At 38.5% G+C, this 15,958-nt stretch carries 18 protein-coding genes; 15 read left to right on the top strand and 3 right to left on the bottom strand.

Features of this window, described 5'->3' with window-relative positions:
- Positions 1-44: 44 nt before the first annotated feature.
- The 5 genes from trmB (at position 45) to MR041_RS02695 (ending at position 3,184) form a co-directional block, all read left to right on the top strand.
- Positions 45-719 (top strand): tRNA (guanosine(46)-N7)-methyltransferase TrmB, encoded by a 675-nt coding sequence (gene trmB, locus MR041_RS02715; RefSeq protein ID WP_242092046.1) that lies wholly within the window; start codon positions 45-47, stop codon positions 717-719.
- 1 nt (position 720) lies between these two features.
- Positions 721-1,356: a lysine transporter LysE gene (locus tag MR041_RS02710; protein WP_242092045.1), complete on the top strand. Its 636-nt coding sequence runs from the start codon at positions 721-723 to the stop codon at positions 1,354-1,356.
- Entirely contained in the window at positions 1,353-1,685 is a 333-nt protein-coding gene (locus MR041_RS02705; RefSeq protein WP_242092044.1) for an MGMT family protein, read from the top strand. The genes MR041_RS02710 and MR041_RS02705 overlap by 4 nt, the downstream gene beginning before the upstream one ends.
- A gap of 116 nt (positions 1,686-1,801) precedes the next feature.
- Positions 1,802-2,938, top strand: coding sequence for an Mrp/NBP35 family ATP-binding protein (locus MR041_RS02700; protein ID WP_242092043.1), 1,137 nt, complete (start codon positions 1,802-1,804; stop codon positions 2,936-2,938).
- Positions 2,939-2,941: 3 nt separating this feature from the next.
- Positions 2,942-3,184 carry a NifU family protein gene (locus MR041_RS02695; RefSeq protein WP_242092042.1) on the top strand — a complete coding sequence of 81 codons (243 nt, stop codon included), beginning with the start codon at positions 2,942-2,944 and terminating at the stop codon, positions 3,182-3,184.
- Here the strand turns inward: MR041_RS02695 and MR041_RS02690 are convergent.
- The 3 genes from MR041_RS02690 to MR041_RS02680 form a co-directional block, all read right to left on the bottom strand.
- Positions 3,181-3,561 (bottom strand): HEPN domain-containing protein, encoded by a 381-nt coding sequence (locus MR041_RS02690; protein WP_242092041.1) that lies wholly within the window; start codon positions 3,559-3,561, stop codon positions 3,181-3,183. The genes MR041_RS02695 and MR041_RS02690 overlap by 4 nt on opposite strands.
- Positions 3,562-3,666: 105 nt before the next feature.
- Complete coding sequence (nifJ, locus tag MR041_RS02685) at positions 3,667-7,197, bottom strand: pyruvate:ferredoxin (flavodoxin) oxidoreductase (protein ID WP_242092040.1); 3,531 nt, start codon at positions 7,195-7,197, stop codon at positions 3,667-3,669.
- Positions 7,198-7,579: 382 nt separating this feature from the next.
- Complete coding sequence (locus MR041_RS02680) at positions 7,580-7,930, bottom strand: 4Fe-4S binding protein (protein WP_242092039.1); 351 nt, start codon at positions 7,928-7,930, stop codon at positions 7,580-7,582.
- Positions 7,931-8,098: 168 nt separating this feature from the next.
- Here MR041_RS02680 and MR041_RS02675 point away from each other — a divergent pair, with 168 nt between their 5' ends.
- From MR041_RS02675 to nuoK, 10 genes are read left to right on the top strand one after another with little or no spacing between them, the layout of a single operon-like run.
- The gene (locus tag MR041_RS02675) at positions 8,099-9,955 is read left to right on the top strand and encodes a 2-oxoacid:acceptor oxidoreductase subunit alpha (RefSeq protein ID WP_242092038.1); all 1,857 of its coding nucleotides are present in this window, start codon (positions 8,099-8,101) and stop codon (positions 9,953-9,955) included.
- A gap of 1 nt (position 9,956) precedes the next feature.
- On the top strand, positions 9,957-10,967 hold the full coding sequence (locus MR041_RS02670; protein WP_242092037.1) for a 2-oxoacid:ferredoxin oxidoreductase subunit beta: 1,011 nt from the start codon (positions 9,957-9,959) through the stop codon (positions 10,965-10,967).
- A 10-nt stretch (positions 10,968-10,977) separates the two neighbouring features.
- Positions 10,978-11,328, top strand: a complete 351-nt coding sequence (locus MR041_RS02665) for an NADH-quinone oxidoreductase subunit A (RefSeq protein WP_242092036.1) — start codon at positions 10,978-10,980, stop codon at positions 11,326-11,328.
- Complete coding sequence (locus tag MR041_RS02660; RefSeq protein ID WP_242092035.1) at positions 11,319-11,888, top strand: NADH-quinone oxidoreductase subunit B; 570 nt, start codon at positions 11,319-11,321, stop codon at positions 11,886-11,888. The genes MR041_RS02665 and MR041_RS02660 overlap by 10 nt, the downstream gene beginning before the upstream one ends.
- Positions 11,889-11,890: 2 nt before the next feature.
- Entirely contained in the window at positions 11,891-12,433 is a 543-nt protein-coding gene (locus tag MR041_RS02655; protein ID WP_242092034.1) for an NADH-quinone oxidoreductase subunit C, read from the top strand.
- Positions 12,434-12,437: 4 nt separating this feature from the next.
- Positions 12,438-13,559: an NADH-quinone oxidoreductase subunit D gene (locus MR041_RS02650; RefSeq protein WP_242092033.1), complete on the top strand. Its 1,122-nt coding sequence runs from the start codon at positions 12,438-12,440 to the stop codon at positions 13,557-13,559.
- 15 nt (positions 13,560-13,574) lie between these two features.
- Positions 13,575-14,633 (top strand): NADH-quinone oxidoreductase subunit NuoH, encoded by a 1,059-nt coding sequence (gene nuoH, locus MR041_RS02645; RefSeq protein ID WP_242092032.1) that lies wholly within the window; start codon positions 13,575-13,577, stop codon positions 14,631-14,633.
- Between the two features lie 2 nt (positions 14,634-14,635).
- Complete coding sequence (locus MR041_RS02640; protein ID WP_242092031.1) at positions 14,636-15,112, top strand: 4Fe-4S binding protein; 477 nt, start codon at positions 14,636-14,638, stop codon at positions 15,110-15,112.
- A 6-nt stretch (positions 15,113-15,118) separates the two neighbouring features.
- Positions 15,119-15,643, top strand: a complete 525-nt coding sequence (locus MR041_RS02635; protein WP_242092030.1) for an NADH-quinone oxidoreductase subunit J family protein — start codon at positions 15,119-15,121, stop codon at positions 15,641-15,643.
- Positions 15,640-15,957, top strand: coding sequence for an NADH-quinone oxidoreductase subunit NuoK (nuoK, locus tag MR041_RS02630; RefSeq protein ID WP_242092029.1), 318 nt, complete (start codon positions 15,640-15,642; stop codon positions 15,955-15,957). The genes MR041_RS02635 and nuoK overlap by 4 nt, the downstream gene beginning before the upstream one ends.
- Position 15,958: the final 1 nt, after the last annotated feature.

Here is a 15,958-nt window from a genome sequence, read left to right as displayed (position 1 = left end):
ATATTTCCTTAATTTTACCAAATAATTAAATAAAGGAAAAACCTGTGGGTAGTAAAAATAAGTTAAAACGATTTAAAGAAAACGAAACTTTTCCAAATGTCTTTCAACCTAATCGTAACGAACTGGTAAATAACGATTACTTTTTAAAGGGACAATGGCGAACCAAAGTCTTCAAGAATGAAAATCCCCTGGTGTTAGAATTGGGTTGTGGTAAAGGGGAGTACTCACTGGCCTTAGCACAGCGATATCCTGATAGAAATTTTATTGGCATTGACATAAAGGGCGCCCGGTTTTGGAGAGGCGCAAAAACATCTGTTGAGGAAAATATCACAAATGTGGCTTTTTTACGTACCCAGATAGAACTTATTGAATATGCCTTTTCAAAAAACGAAGTAGATGAAATCTGGATTACCTTTCCAGATCCTCAGATTAAATATAAACGTACCAAACATCGATTGACCAATATCCAGTTTCTGGATCGTTACAAATCTATTCTGAAACCAGACGGGATAGTTCATTTAAAAACCGATAGTGAATTTATGCATGGTTACACGCTAGGCCTCTTGCACGGTTTGGGACATGAGGTGCTTTATGCGAACCACGATGTATACAGACAAGAGGGAAGTCCCGAGGAAGTCACTGGTATTCAAACCTTTTATGAGCTGCAATATTTAGAACAAGATAAACCAATAACTTATATTAGCTTTAAAATTACTTAATTTGGATTTCACTATTATTTTTTTTCTGGGGCTAATTATTGCTCTTATCGGAGTTATCCCACCGGGACTTCTCAACATGACTGCGGCGAAAATAAGTCTGAAGGATGGTCATATTAGGGGCATTATGTTCTCTATTGGGGCGTGTTTGACTGTTTTTGCGCAAACTTATATTGCCGCCATTTTTGCACGATACCTAAGCAATCATGTTGAAGTCGTCGAAATTTTACAGCGTGTGGCCTTTGTCGTTTTTGTCTTAATTACCATTTATTATCTATTTATCGCCAAATCAAAGCCAAAACAAAATATGACGCCCAAAATAAGGAGTAATCAAAGTAGACTTTTTCATGGTATGTTTCTATCGGCACTAAATGTTTTTCCAATTCCATTTCAAGCTTATATGACGGTTACATTGGCCTCTTTTGGATGGCTCGAGTTTGACAAAATAAGTATTATATCGTATGTCTCTGGTGCATCAATGGGAACTTTTGTTATGCTCTATATGTACATTTTTTTCTTTGATAAGATAAAGAGCAGATCATTTACTTCACAAAAAAGTATGAATTATATTATTGGGACCATAACAGGTACGATTTCAATTATAACTTTAATAAATATTATTAAAGATTTAAATTTATGAAAGAGGAAACCTTAAACTTTTTTGAAAAGGTGTATGCTGTCGCCAAACGCATACCCTATGGGCGTGTAACAAGTTATGGGGCTATAGCAAATTATCTTGGAGCAGCAAGGAGTGCGCGTATGGTAGGATACGCAATGAACAGTTCTTCCGGTAAAGATGTGCCGGCACATCGTGTCGTAAATAGAAAAGGACTTCTCACTGGTAAATTTCATTTTAGTGGTTCTAATTTGATGCAACAGCTTCTGGAAAGTGAAGGTATTCAAGTAATCGATAACCAAATTCAAAATTTCGATAAAGTCTTCTGGGATCCCTCTCAAGAAATAGGATAATTCGAAAGATTATAAAAGTATTTAATGAGGGGATAAAGAAAACTTCTAACTCCAATATTCTGTCCTATTGCATTATTCTATATATTTGCATTTTAGAATGATTCTTAATAAAATAAATGAAACTCAATAAAAAAGATATTTTAAAGGCATTAGAGACCATTACAGTGCCGGGAGAAGGGCAGAATATGGTAGACAGCGGAGCGGTTAAGAACGTCATTGTCTTTGGAGATGAAGTTATCGTAGATATTACGATTAAAAACCCAAGTTTGCAGGCTAAAAAACGTACTGAAGTCGACATTTTAAAGACCATACATGATAGGGTTTATGAAAAAGCAAAAATAACGGTAAATGTAAAAGTTGAAGCACCAGCGCAACCGAAAGTAAATGTAATAAAGGGTAATCCTATTCCAGGAATTCAAAACATAATTGCCGTTGCTTCGGGTAAAGGAGGTGTTGGTAAATCTACTATTACAGCGAACTTAGCTGTGACGCTCTCTAAAATGGGATTTAGAGTTGGTGTTTTGGATGCCGACGTTTACGGTCCGTCAATGCCCATTATGTTTGATGTGGAGGCCGAAAGACCTTTAGCTGTGAATATTGACGGCAAATCAAAAATGAGACCCATAGAGAACTATGGCGTTAAAATGTTATCCATAGGCTTCTTTACAGAAGCCAATCAGGCGGTGGTATGGCGTGGTCCTATGGCAGCTAAAGCCTTGAATCAAATGATTTTTGACGCACATTGGGGCGAATTGGATTTTTTATTAATTGATTTACCTCCCGGTACCGGAGACATTCATTTAAGTATAATGCAGGCGCTTCCAATTACGGGAGCTGTTGTGGTAAGTACGCCTCAAAATGTGGCTTTGGCAGACGCGAGAAAGGGTGTGGCTATGTTTCAACAAGAAAGCATAAGCGTCCCCGTTTTAGGCCTGATAGAAAATATGGCCTATTTTACACCGGAAGAATTACCAGATAATAAATATTATATCTTTGGAAAAGAAGGAGCCAAAAACCTTTCGAATGATTTGAAGATCCCGTTTTTAGGAGAAATTCCTCTTGTGCAGAGTATTCGGGAAGCCGGAGATGTTGGTCGTCCTGCAGCCTTGCAAACTGCGACAATTTCGGAACAGGCATTTGAAAAATTGACAAAAAATGTGGTGAGTGAAGTGGTGCGGCGCAATGACAACCTTCCCCCTACGGAAGCGATAAAAATTACGACCATGGCTGGATGTTCGGCAGTAAAAAAATAAGTCATGACAACTGAGGAACTTAGAGTAAATATTGAGAAGGCACTTGACGAGATACGCCCATTCTTACAGAGTGATGGAGGCGACATATCCTTGTTATCGATTGAAGATGATAAGTTGGTTAAAGTCCAGCTGAAAGGGGCATGTGTGGGCTGTAGTGTCAATCAAATGACACTAAAGTCCGGTGTGGAGATGACCATAAAAAAATATGCACCTCAAATTGAGAAGGTTGTTAATATTGGGATTTAAGCCTTAATTTCTTTTTCTTCCTTTAAAAATGCATACAGGTTGTGTGCTGTTGCAAAACAGGTATTAACTTTTGAAACTTCGTTACAATACCGTGAATCAATTTCATGGTTGGTACAGTTGAAATCGGATAAATCGATCTTTTCGAATCGTTTATTTAGTTTCTTGCATTCCTCGAACAGTTGGTTAATAGTTACAAAAGTATACGGGTTTATACCTTTGCTGGATAAATAACCTCTTAAAAAATTCATAATTGCCATCTGTGAATTTTTGCAAACGGAGAAAGAAATAATATCTTCTTCGGGTCTGTATAATTCTTTATTTGCTTCATTAAGGTTTTCAGAAGCCCTATTGAATAAATGAGCAGCTGTATCTTTCATGATAAATTAAAATTAAGTTAGGAACTAATCCAGAGTACTGCAATCAAGTACTCTGGATATAGTTTAACACACTTATTTCAAGCAGAAATAATTAACTTCGATATGTTATAGATCTCTGAAGAGCTCTAATCGTTCCCATTTAGAGTCGACCTCTTCCTGGGCTTTTTTAAGAAGTTCGGCTCCCAATTCAGGATAGTCCTTGGCCACTCTTGAAAAACGTGTTTCTGTATACATAAACTCTTCTAGAGGTGCTGCAGGAGCTTTGGAGTCTAACTTAAACTTCTTGCCTTTAGGTTTGGAAGGATCGAATCTGAACAACGGCCAATAGCCTGTTTTCACCGCTTTATCCTGATGGTCTGCTGCATCTCTTAAGTTATAACCATGATCTCCACAGTGGGAGTATGCAATAATTAATGAGGGACCATCGTAGGCCTCGGCCTCTTCAATAGCTTTTAAAGTTTGCAGGTCCTTTGCTCCAATAGCAACTTGCGCCACATAAACGTTTTCATAGGAAACAGCCTGTAAAGCTAAATTTTTCTTTCCGGTACGTTTACCCGAAACAGAGAATTTAGCACTTGCTCCTAATGGTGTTGCTTTAGATGTTTGACCTCCGGTATTCGAATATATTTCGGTGTCGAGAACCATGATATTTATGTTTTCGCCAGAGGCTAAAACGTGATCTACACCACCATAACCAATATCATAGGCCCAACCATCACCACCGAGTATCCAGACCGATTTTTTGCGCAAGTAATCTGTAAATTGAGCTAATTTTTTAGCATTTTCACTATCCATCGTTGCCAACTTAGCTTTAAGCTTACTTAGATTCTCAAAATTTTCTGCTTTTTCGGCTTCGGTTTTTTCAGGATTATTTAAAATGGCATCAATCAATTCACTGCCAATTTCACCTTCAAGTTCCTTTAAAAGCTTAATGGCAATTTCCTGCTTCTTAGACAGGGCCAATTTCATGCCAAGACCAAATTCAGCATTATCTTCAAACAATGAATTTGCCCATGCCGGACCTCTGCCAAAGGCATTCTTTTTGTAAGGAGTAGTTGGTAAATTACCGCCATAAATGGATGAGCAACCAGTGGCATTTGCGATTAGAATACTATCACCATACAGTTGCGTCAATAATTTAATATAGGGTGTTTCACCACAGCCTGAACAAGCACCGGAGAATTCAAATAGCGGTTCAAGAAACTGTGAGCCCTTGATGTTTGAAATCTGTAACTCGGATCTATTGTAGTCAGGAAGGTCGACAAAGAAGTCCCAATTCACATTTTCAGTCGTTTCTACTTCCAATTTCCTATGCATGTTAATGGATTTAAAATCGGGGTTCTCCTTACTTACTGCGGGACATACAGCTACACAAAGATCACAGCCTGTGCAATCTTGAGGTGAAACCTGAAGTATGTAAGATTCTTTATTGGAATCAAATGGTCTACCTTTAGCGGGTACAGCTTTTAAACCAGATGGCATTTCAGTTAATTCTTCATTAGAAACAACTTTTGCCCTTATTGCAGCATGGGGACAAATAACCACACATTTATTACATTGGGTACACAATGTTTCATCATCCCATACCGGTATAAAATCTGCTATTCCACGCTTTTCAAATTGTGTTGTGCCTGTTGGGAATGTACCGTCAACAGAGAAGGCACTAACGGGTAATTCATCACCTTTACCGGCTAAAATTTTACCCAATACCTCTTGTACAAATGGATCGTCTGTACCAGTCATCATAGGTTTCAATGCTTCGTTGCTGGTGATCTCTTTTGGATAGTCTACTTTTTGGAGGTTTTCCAGAGCTTTATCTACAGCATTAAAGTTCATTTGTACTACCCTTTCCCCTTTTTTAGAATAGGATTTTACGATAGCATCCTTGATTTTTTGTATCGCTTCATCTTTTGGCAATATTCCTGATATCGCAAAGAAGCAGGTCTGTAAAACGGTGTTGGTTCGTTTTCCAAGATTGGCATCCTGGGCCACTTTAGAAGCATCTATCACGTAGAATTCAAGGTTGTTTTTTATAATCTCCTCCTGCATTAACTTGGGAAGTTCATCCCAAATTGTATGCTTGTCATAAGGGGAGTTCAACAAAAATGTTCCACCCTTTTTCACATGGTTTAATAGATCATATTTATGAATAAAATTATATTGATGACAAGCAACAAAATTTGCTTTGTGGATGAGGTAAGTCGAATAAATAGGATCCGGACCGAAGCGAAGGTGCGACACCGTCTGAGCACCTGCTTTTTTCGAGTCATACACAAAATAGCCTTGAACATAATTGTCGGTTGTTTCACCAATAATTTTAATGGAGTTTTTGTTTGCTCCAACGGTACCGTCAGATCCTAATCCGAAGAACATACAGTTAAAGGTGTTTTTTGCTGTTTTAAATCGTTCACCAATGTCTAAACTTGTATATGATACATCATCATTAATACCGACGGTGAAATGGTTTTTAGGTTGCTCCAAATCCAAATTTTCATAGACAGCTTTGACCATAGCCGGGTCAAATTCTTTAGAGGATAAACCGTATCGCCCTCCGACAATCATCGGCATACTGCGATCGCTTTCTGTAAAAGCTGTAATAATCTCCTGGTACAGGGGCTCTCCCATACTTCCAGGTTCTTTAGTTCTGTCCAATACAGCAACTTTCTTTACGGTCTCTGGTAGGGCGTTTATAAAATGACGCATTGAAAATGGTCTAAATAAACGTACAATGATTGCTCCAACTTTTTCACCATTCTTGACCAAAGCATCAACGGTCTCAATAACTGGACCTTGACCTGAACCCATGATGACAATCACTTTTTCTGCTTCGGGATGACCAATGTAATAGAATAGGCTATAACGTCTTCCAGTATGTTTGTAAAATTCATTCATAGTATCTTCTACTATGTTGGGTACCTTTTCGTAATGTCTATTTGCGGCCTCCCTGGCTTGGAAAAAAACATCTGGATTTTGTGACGTACCTCGAATTACCGGGTTGTCAGGATCTAAGGATCTTTTTTTATGTTTCAGAATATCTTCTTCAGGCATCATGGAGCTAATAATGTCATCCGAAATGGCATCGATTTTTGAAATCTCATGTGATGTTCTAAAGCCATCAAATATATTTAAGAACGGAACCCTGCTTTTTAAAGTTGCAACTTGAGAAATCAAAGCAAAATCCTGAGCCTCTTGCACTGAACCACCAAAAAGCATTGAAAATCCGGTTTGACGGGTAGCCATAACATCGGAGTGATCCCCAAATATGGATAGTGCGTGGGTGGCTACGGTTCGTGCTGCAACGTGAATGACGGTTGGCAGTAACTCCCCTGCGATTTTGTACATGTTGGGAATCATTAATAGAAGACCCTGTGACGCTGTAAAAGTGGTCGTTAAGGCCCCTCCTTGTAAGGACCCGTGAACAGCACCAGAGGCGCCACCTTCACTTTGCATTTCCACAATTCTCGGAATATTACCCCAGATATTTTTTTTGCCATTCGTACTAAAAACATCCACGTGCTCTCCCATTGGAGAAGCAGGTGTTATGGGATAAATGGCGCAGACTTCATTCGTTTTATGCGCTATTCGTGCCACCGCCTCGTTGGCGTCACATATAAGCTTTTTTGTTTTTTCTTCCATGATATTACACTTTATAAAATTGTGTTGAAAAGTAAATATAATGGTGTATATATTCTATGACATATGTCAGGTCTGCTAATTCAGTACTTTATATAGAATGATGAAGATGGTGCAGGAGGTCGTTAGACTCTGGAAATTAGAATACCATAAATACATTGGGAAACCTGCTTTTTTAAAAACCAAAAATAGAATTTAGGAATGTCCCTTAAAGGAAATGCGTTCAATTATAAATTGAAACGAAAAATAAATTCTGCCTGGAGCACAATTAGATATGCTAAGGGAGGGTATAAAGAGATTAAAAAAGCACATCCAAAATATAATTATTGGATGTGCTTTTTCGAGTTTAAAAACGAATAGAAATGATTACATCATTGAATTTAATCTATTCAGCATGAAGCCATGCCTTTTTAGACAGAAGTTCCTCTTCAGTTTCCACATGGTCGTCGTCAGGAACACAACAATCTACCGGACATACTGAAGCACATTGGGGTTCGTCATGGAATCCCTTACATTCGGTACATTTATCTGGAACAATGAAATAAAATTCGTCCGAGATCGGATCATTCTCAGCATCGGCATCGGCTTCTTCACCATTAGGTAATGTTATCGTACCCGATAGTGCAGTTTCATCAGAGTAAGACCATTCTTGATCCGGTTCATAAATTGCATTATTTGGGCATTCTGAAATACATGCGTCGCAATTAATGCATTCGTCTGTTATAATAATCGCCATAATATCTTTATTTTTGAAAAATAAGTTGATGTAAAAATAAAATTTCATTTGTAACTTTTAGGTGATAAATGTCATAAATATTGTTAAAAAGTGAATTTATTTTTGAAACTCCATTTTAAGTTGACTAGGATTTAGTACGTTTTTATAAATTTTAATTCTTTCTGCGGTATGATGACACCAAGTATTAAACCAGGGCCTGAAGTTCTGGAAGCCGTAATTATAAGATTCGTTGGAGACTCCGGTGATGGCATGCAATTAACAGGAACTCAGTTTTCAGATACTTCCGCAATGTTTGGAAATGATATTGCAACGTTTCCAAATTATCCAGCAGAAATTAGAGCTCCACAGGGAAGTTTATATGGGGTTTCTGGATTTCAAGTGCATATTGGTAGTGTAGAGATTAGCACGCCAGGCGATGAGGTTGATTTATTGGTAGCCATGAACCCTGCTGGCCTTAAAACTAATTTACACGCTGTAAAACCAGGGCATACTATTATCGTGGATACGGATGCGTTCACAAAAAAGAATCTGGAAAAAGCCCAATATGAAGCCAATCCTTTAGAAGACGGGAGCTTAGACAATTACAGAGTTATTGAAGTTGCCATGACTTCACTGACCAAAGAAGCCTTAAAAGATATTGAGGGATTGGATAATAAGAGTATAACCAGGACCAAGAACATGTTTGCCCTTGGTATGGTCTATTGGATGTACGATCGTTCGCTGGACCATACTATTGAATTTTTCAATAAAAAGTTTAAATCCAAACCTGCAATTATTGAAGCGAATACAAAAGTCCTGAATACGGGGTATTACTTCGCTGAAACCTTAGAACTTATTCCTAATGCCTACACTATCTCTCCTGCTAAAATGGATGCAGGGACGTATAGAATAATTATGGGTAACACGGCAACCGCCTGGGGATTTTTGGCTGCAGCAGAAAAAGCGGGTATGGAATTATTTTTGGGGTCTTACCCCATTACCCCCGCGTCAGATATTTTGCATGAATTGGTGAAGCATCGACACTTTGGTGTTAAAGCCTTACAGGCTGAAGATGAAATAGCTGGTATAAGCTCGGCAATCGGGGCCTCCTTTGCAGGGGATTTGGCCATTACCACCACTTCTGGGCCTGGATTAGCGCTTAAAGGTGAAGCTGTAGGGTTGGCTATGATGTTGGAATTGCCGTTAGTGGTTGTCAATGTCCAACGTGGTGGACCGTCTACCGGTCTGCCCACCAAGACGGAACAATCCGATTTACTTCAAGCCTTGTATGGACGAAATGGTGAAAGTCCTTTAATAATTTTAGCAGCGAGTACACCGGCCAATTGCTTTGATTTTGCCTATGAGGCGGCTAAGCTGAGTTTAGAGCATATGACACCAGTTATTCTTTTAACGGATGGCTATATCGCTAATGGATCGGCCCCCTGGAAGATTAAGTCAGTAAATGATATGCCGGATATAAAGAATAAGGTGCTGTCAAAACCAAAGGAAAATTGGCATCCCTACGATAGGGATAAACAGTCTTTGGCCCGAAATTGGGCGATTCCTGGAACGCCTACATTTGAACATAGGGTGGGAGGATTGGAAAAAGACAGAGTGAGCGGGAATGTATCCTATGTGCCTGAAAATCATGAGTACATGACCAGAATCAGAGCAGAAAAAGTGCAACGGGTTGAAAATTACATACCTGAACTTTCTACAGAGTTCGCCGATAAAGGTGATTTATTAGTAGTGGGATGGGGAGGTACTTATGGGTCATTACATACTGCGGTGAAACAACTCAATGAGCAAGGTATTAAAACTATAGGTTATGCTCATTTTAACTATATAAATCCACTTCCGAAGAATACCGAAAAGATTTTAAAGCAATTTAAAAAAGTAGTTGTATGTGAATTAAATACGGGTCAGTTTGCTTCCGTACTGAAGTCCAAATTTATTGGATTGGATATTTTAAAGTATAATAAAATTCAAGGGCTTCCATTCAGTAATGGGGAGTTGGTTGAAAAGTTCAAACAGTTATTAAAATAATATGGAAACGACATTAGAAAAATATACGTATAAGGACTTTGAAAGCGATCAGGAGGTAAGATGGTGCCCAGGTTGTGATGACTATGTTATTTTAAGGGCCGTTCAAAAGGCATTGCCTGAAATCGGGGTGAAAAGAGAAAACGTCGTGTTCATATCTGGAATAGGCTGTTCATCACGATTTCCATATTATATGAATACATACGGTATGCATGGTATTCATGGACGTGCTCCGGCTATAGCAACCGGGGTTAAAATGGCTAATCCGGATTTAAGTGTTTGGGTTATTACAGGTGATGGCGATTCCATGGCAATTGGGGGTAATCATTTTATTCATGTATTGAGAAGAAACGTGAATTTAAATGTGATCTTGTTCAATAATGAGATTTACGGTCTTACCAAGGGACAGTTTTCACCTACTTCATTAGTAGGTCAAAAAACAAAATCGTCGCCTTATGGCAATACCCAGCCACCCTTCTCTGCAGGGGAGCTGGCCTTGGGTGCTAATGCCCGTTTCTTTGCGCGAATAGGAGGGAATGTACCAAAAGATATGTCGGAACTATTCATTGAGGCAGAAAAATTTAAGGGGACTTCCTTAATCGAGGTGCTTCAAAACTGCCCTATTTTTAATGATGGGGCTTACGATCAATTCACAAATCGGGCTGTGAGAGAGGATAGGCAATTATTTGTTGAGCACGGTAAACCTATGATTTTTGGAAAGGAGAAGGATAAAGGGTTAGTTCTAAACGGACTTAAACTTGAAGTTGTAACTATTGGCGAACATGGTATATCAGAGGACGATATATTGGTTCATGATGCGAAGACAGAAGATCCTACTTTGCATCAAATGTTGGTCAGGTTAAAATACCCATTGGTAACGGGAATTATCAGAAGTTTTGAAGACCAGACCTTCGAAGAAAGAGAAATGGATGTCACGAAGCAAGTGAAGGAGGATTCTCGATTTGTAAAGACCGACGATTTATTCTTTTCAGGAGATATATATCAAGTATTCTAAATTAATCACAATGGGTTCTGAAGCCATAATAGTATTCTTTATAGCTGGTGTTGTTTTAGTAGCCGGTGCAAACTTTCTTTCTAATCTCGTTTCTCCAAAATCAGATAGTCCCCAAAAAAGGGATCCGTATGAGAGTGGAATGAAGACTATTGGCCCGACATGGGTTCAGTTTAAAGTAGGCTATTATCTGTTTGCTATTTTATTTTTGATATTTGATGTAGAAGTGGCCTTCATCGTGCCATGGGCAGTAGTTTTTGGTGATTTTGGGGGTTTGGCTTTTATTGAAATATTTATATTCTTGTTCATATTAGGACTTGGATTGCTTTATGCATGGAAAAAAGGAGCGTTAAAATGGGAGTAGACAATACATATAAAATACCGGAAGATTTTCCGGGTAAAGTTATACCAGCAGGTAATGGAGCCAATATTGTGGTTACATCACTTGATAAAATTATCAATTGGGGAAGAGCTAATTCCCTCTGGTCCCTGTATTTTGGTACCAGTTGCTGCGCAATAGAAATGATGCAGACTGGAGCGGCAAGACATGATTATTCCCGATTTGGCTTTGAAGTAGCCAGACCCAGTCCCAGGCAGGCAGATCTTATTATAATTGCCGGTACGATTGTGAATAAAATGGCCCCGGTATTAAGAAGACTTTATGAGCAAATGGCGGAGCCCAGATATGTAATAGCTATGGGCGCCTGTGCCATCTCAGGTGGACCTTTTTTTTATAACACCTATTCCGTTGTTAAGGGAGCAGACCATGTTATTCCTGTTGATGTTTATGTTCCTGGTTGCCCTCCGCGTCCCGAAGCTCTTCTTGAGGGAATGCTGATGCTACAAGATAAAATTAGGGCGGAAAGTATGAAATCCAAGAAAGACCCTATTGACGGATTTGACGATGGTATATATAAGAAGTAATTATGACAAATGCAGCCTTAAAAGAATTAATAGCGAGCTGGTTTCCAAATGCGAAAGCAGATATGGATCATCAAAATTCAGATGGTGATTCTGATAGTAACGACAACAAGGAATCTCCTATCGAGAACCCTTTGGAGTTTACGGAGGAAGGTTCGGAATTCTTAAATATTCAGGTTCCTGAAGCACTGTTACATGAGCTCATGCTAAAATTAAAAACGCACCCTGAAACCCATTTCGATTATTTGTTCTGTTTAACAGGAATGGATTGGGAACCGGCTTTAGGAGTAGTCTATCATCTCGAATCTACTGAACACAGACATATTGTGGTTGTAAAAGTTAAAACGGAAGATCGAGACCATCCAAGTTTCGATTCCGTCTCTGATATATGGAAAACGGCAGAGTTTCATGAACGAGAAGTCTATGATTTTTTTGGTATAAGGTTTAATAATCATCCTAATCTAAAACGATTGTTTCTTACAGATGAATGGGATGGCTATCCACTCAGAAAAGATTATGTAGATGAAATAAATATGGTTATAAAATAACAGTATGCAAGAATCAACAACCATAAATAATTTTAAATCAGAGGAATACTTTATTAACATGGGGCCGCAACATCCGGCAACACATGGAGTACTTCGGCTATTATTGACTATTGACGGTGAAATTATTAAAAGGGTTGAACCAGATTTGGGATATATTCATCGCTCTATCGAAAAAATGTGTGAACGCGATAGTTACCAACAAATCGTGCATTTAACGGATAGAATGGATTACCTGTCATCTCATATCAATAATGAGGCCGTTTGTTTGACCGTTGAAAAGGCGCTTGAACTGGAGATTCCTGATCGCGTTAAAGTTATTAGGACCATTATAGGTGAACTTACTCGAATTGCTTCTCATTGTTTATGGTGGGGCGTTATGGGTATGGATGTTGGTGCTTTGACCACCTATTTTTATGGGTTTAGGGATCGGGAGATGATCAACGATATTTTTGAAGAAACTTGTGGTGCGAGATTGACCATGAACTATAATGTCCCGGGGGGTCTGATGTGGGACATTCATCCCAATTTTGTGAACAGGGTGAAAACGTTTATCGCGCACTTTAAGACTAAAATTCCTGAATTTGACAGGCTTTTAACTGAGAATATCATTTTTCAGAAAAGGACAAAGGGTGTTGGCATACTTTCAAAAGAGGATGCGATTTCTTTTGGGGCTTCCGGACCGGTTGGTCGTGCTTCCGGTTATTCCTGTGATGTTAGAAAATATCACCCTTACAGTGCTTTGGATAGGGTAACCTTTAATGAATCCCTGCAAACCGAGGGTGATACCTTCGCACGTTATAAAGTGCGCATTCAAGAAATGTGGGAATCCCTCTCTATTGTGGAACAGTTAATAGATAATATACCGGAAGGAGAACACCGCATAGCTACTAATGCGGTCATAAAATTACCAAAAGGGGAATATTATCAAAAGGTCGAAACGGCAAGGGGCGAATTAGGTGTTTATATTGTAAGTACCGGCACAAAGAACCCATACAGGTTAAAGTTCAGATCTCCGGGATTTTCAAATTTATCCCTATTGAACCATATAGCCGTTGGAGGTAAAATAGGAGACTTAGTGGCTACAATGGCCACATTAGATTTGGTCATACCTGATATTGATAGATAATTAAATGAAATGAACATGGTGTTAAACATATCCAATAGTTTAAGAGAATGGCTAAGTACCATGATGCCCGAAACAACGGCTCATATTTTAGAAATGGTTATCATAGCATTGATTTATCTGGGAATTTTTTCAATAGCAGGATTGTTTCTGGTATTGATGGAAAGAAGGGTAGCTGCTTGGTTTCAGTTGCGAATCGGACCTAACCGTGTGGGCTATCAAGGGTTGTTACAGACCATTGCAGATGCCTTGAAACTGGTATCAAAAGAACTTACAGGGACCGAAAGAGCTGATAAATTCTTATATAATTTGGCGCCCTATTTTGTTATAATATCTTCCTTAATGGCACTTGGTCTCATTCCCTTCACTGAAAATTTTCAGGCCTTCGATATTAACATTGGTATTTTCTTTTTAATTGCAATCTCTTCAATAGGTGTTATCGGAATTTTGCTTGGTGGATGGGCCAGTAATAATAAATATTCTTTAATTGGAGCAATGCGAAGTGGGGTTCAGACCATTAGTTATGAACTTTCTGTGGGGCTGTCGCTATTGACGATGATAGTATTAACAGGATCTTTACAGCTTTCGGAAATTGTTGAAGTTCAAAAAAACGGATGGCTTATTGTTCAGGGTCATATACCGGCAATCATTGCTTTCATGATATTTATAATAGCCGGAACAGCAGAAACCAACAGGGCGCCTTTTGATATGGTTGAAGCTGAATCGGAGTTGGGGGCAGGTTTCCATACAGAGTATTCAGGAATGAAATTCGCCTATTTTTTCTTAGCTGAATTCATTAACATGTTCATAATTGCTGCGATTGCCACTACGGTATTTTTCGGAGCCTGGCTTTCACCATTTGGAATTACTGAATCTTTGCCTTGGCTGGGGATATTTTGGTTTCTCCTAAAAACCCTTGCTTTGGTTTTTTTAATGATGTGGTTTAGATGGACGTTTCCCAGGTTACGAGTTGACCAGTTGCTGACTTTAGAGTGGAAATACTTGTTGCCTATCAACTTGGTTAATATAGTCATTATGGCCTGGGTAGTCTGGCAAAATTTAACGATTCAAATATAATTATGGGATATTTTTCAAACATATATCATGGCATTAAAACCCTATTAACAGGGATGAGCGTTACCGGAAAGTATTTCCTTAATTCCAGGAAAGGAGCTATTACCCAACAATATCCGGATAATAGGGACACTCTGAAAATGTTTGAACGGTTTAGAGGAGAAGTTATCATGCCCCATGATGAAAATAACGAACACGCCTGTACAGGATGTCAGAAGTGTGAGATTGCATGCCCCAATGGAACGATCGAGATTATTTGGGATAGAGGTATAGATGAATATTCAGGTAAAAAGAAAAAGAAGATCGATAAGTTCGTTTACCATTTGAGTCTATGCACTATGTGTGGCTTATGTATTGATGTTTGTCCAACAGATGCCATAGAATGGGGACAAAACTTTGAAAACTCAGTTTATGATAGAACGAAATTAACACGTGTATTAAATAAACCAGGCTCCAAATTGAGACCGGGCATAGAAGACTAGAAATTTATGGAACGCATTCTATTTTACATTTTGGCCTTGAGTATGGTTGGATTTGCCATCGCAGCAGTAAGTAGCAGAAAAATGCTTCGCTCTGTAATCTATTTACTTTTTGTTTTAGTTGGCGTTGCCGGTCTGTTTTTTCTGATTGACTATAACTTTCTCGCAGCTATTCAGTTAACAGTGTATGCCGGAGGTATTATTGTTCTGATCATATTTTCTGTCCTACTGGTGCACCATATTGAATTGAAGTTAGAAATGGCTAAACCCAAAAGAAGGATCCTAACAGGTATACTTTGTTTGTTGGGGATAGGTGTTTTTATTTCGACTATTTATTCCCATTCGTTCGATGTTGTTGGAGAACATACAACAACATTGACTTCCGACATTGGTAAGCGACTTTTAAGTGTTGAAGATGGAGGGTTCATTTTACCATTTGAAGTCATTAGTGTATTGCTATTAGCAGCCATGATTGGAGCAATTATTATTGCAAAAGGTAAGAAGTTAAATGAAAAAACTAAGGATTTACCATGATAGAAGGCATTAGTATTTATGATATTTTAACCCTAACTACAATTTTGTTTTTTATTGGAGTATATGGGTTTCTCACCAGAAAGAACCTTATTTCAATTCTTATATCGGTTGAAATGATTTTGAATGCCTCGGTGGTGAATTTTGTAGTAATCAATAAATATTTATATCCCGATATACTTCAAGGAACTTTATTTTCCATTTTTATAATTGCGGTTGCTGCGGCTGAAACAGCCCTTGCTGTGGCTATAATTATAAACCTTTACAGGCAAATAAGTTCGGTGGAAGTGAAGGACACAGAAGTGATGAAGTTTTAAA

Origin of the sequence: Aestuariivivens sediminicola (assembly GCF_022662015.1) — a bacterium.
GTDB lineage: Bacteria > Bacteroidota > Bacteroidia > Flavobacteriales > Flavobacteriaceae > Aestuariivivens > Aestuariivivens sediminicola.
The sequence above is the reverse complement of the archived record's forward strand: the minus strand, read 5'-3'. Positions and strand labels throughout refer to the sequence as shown.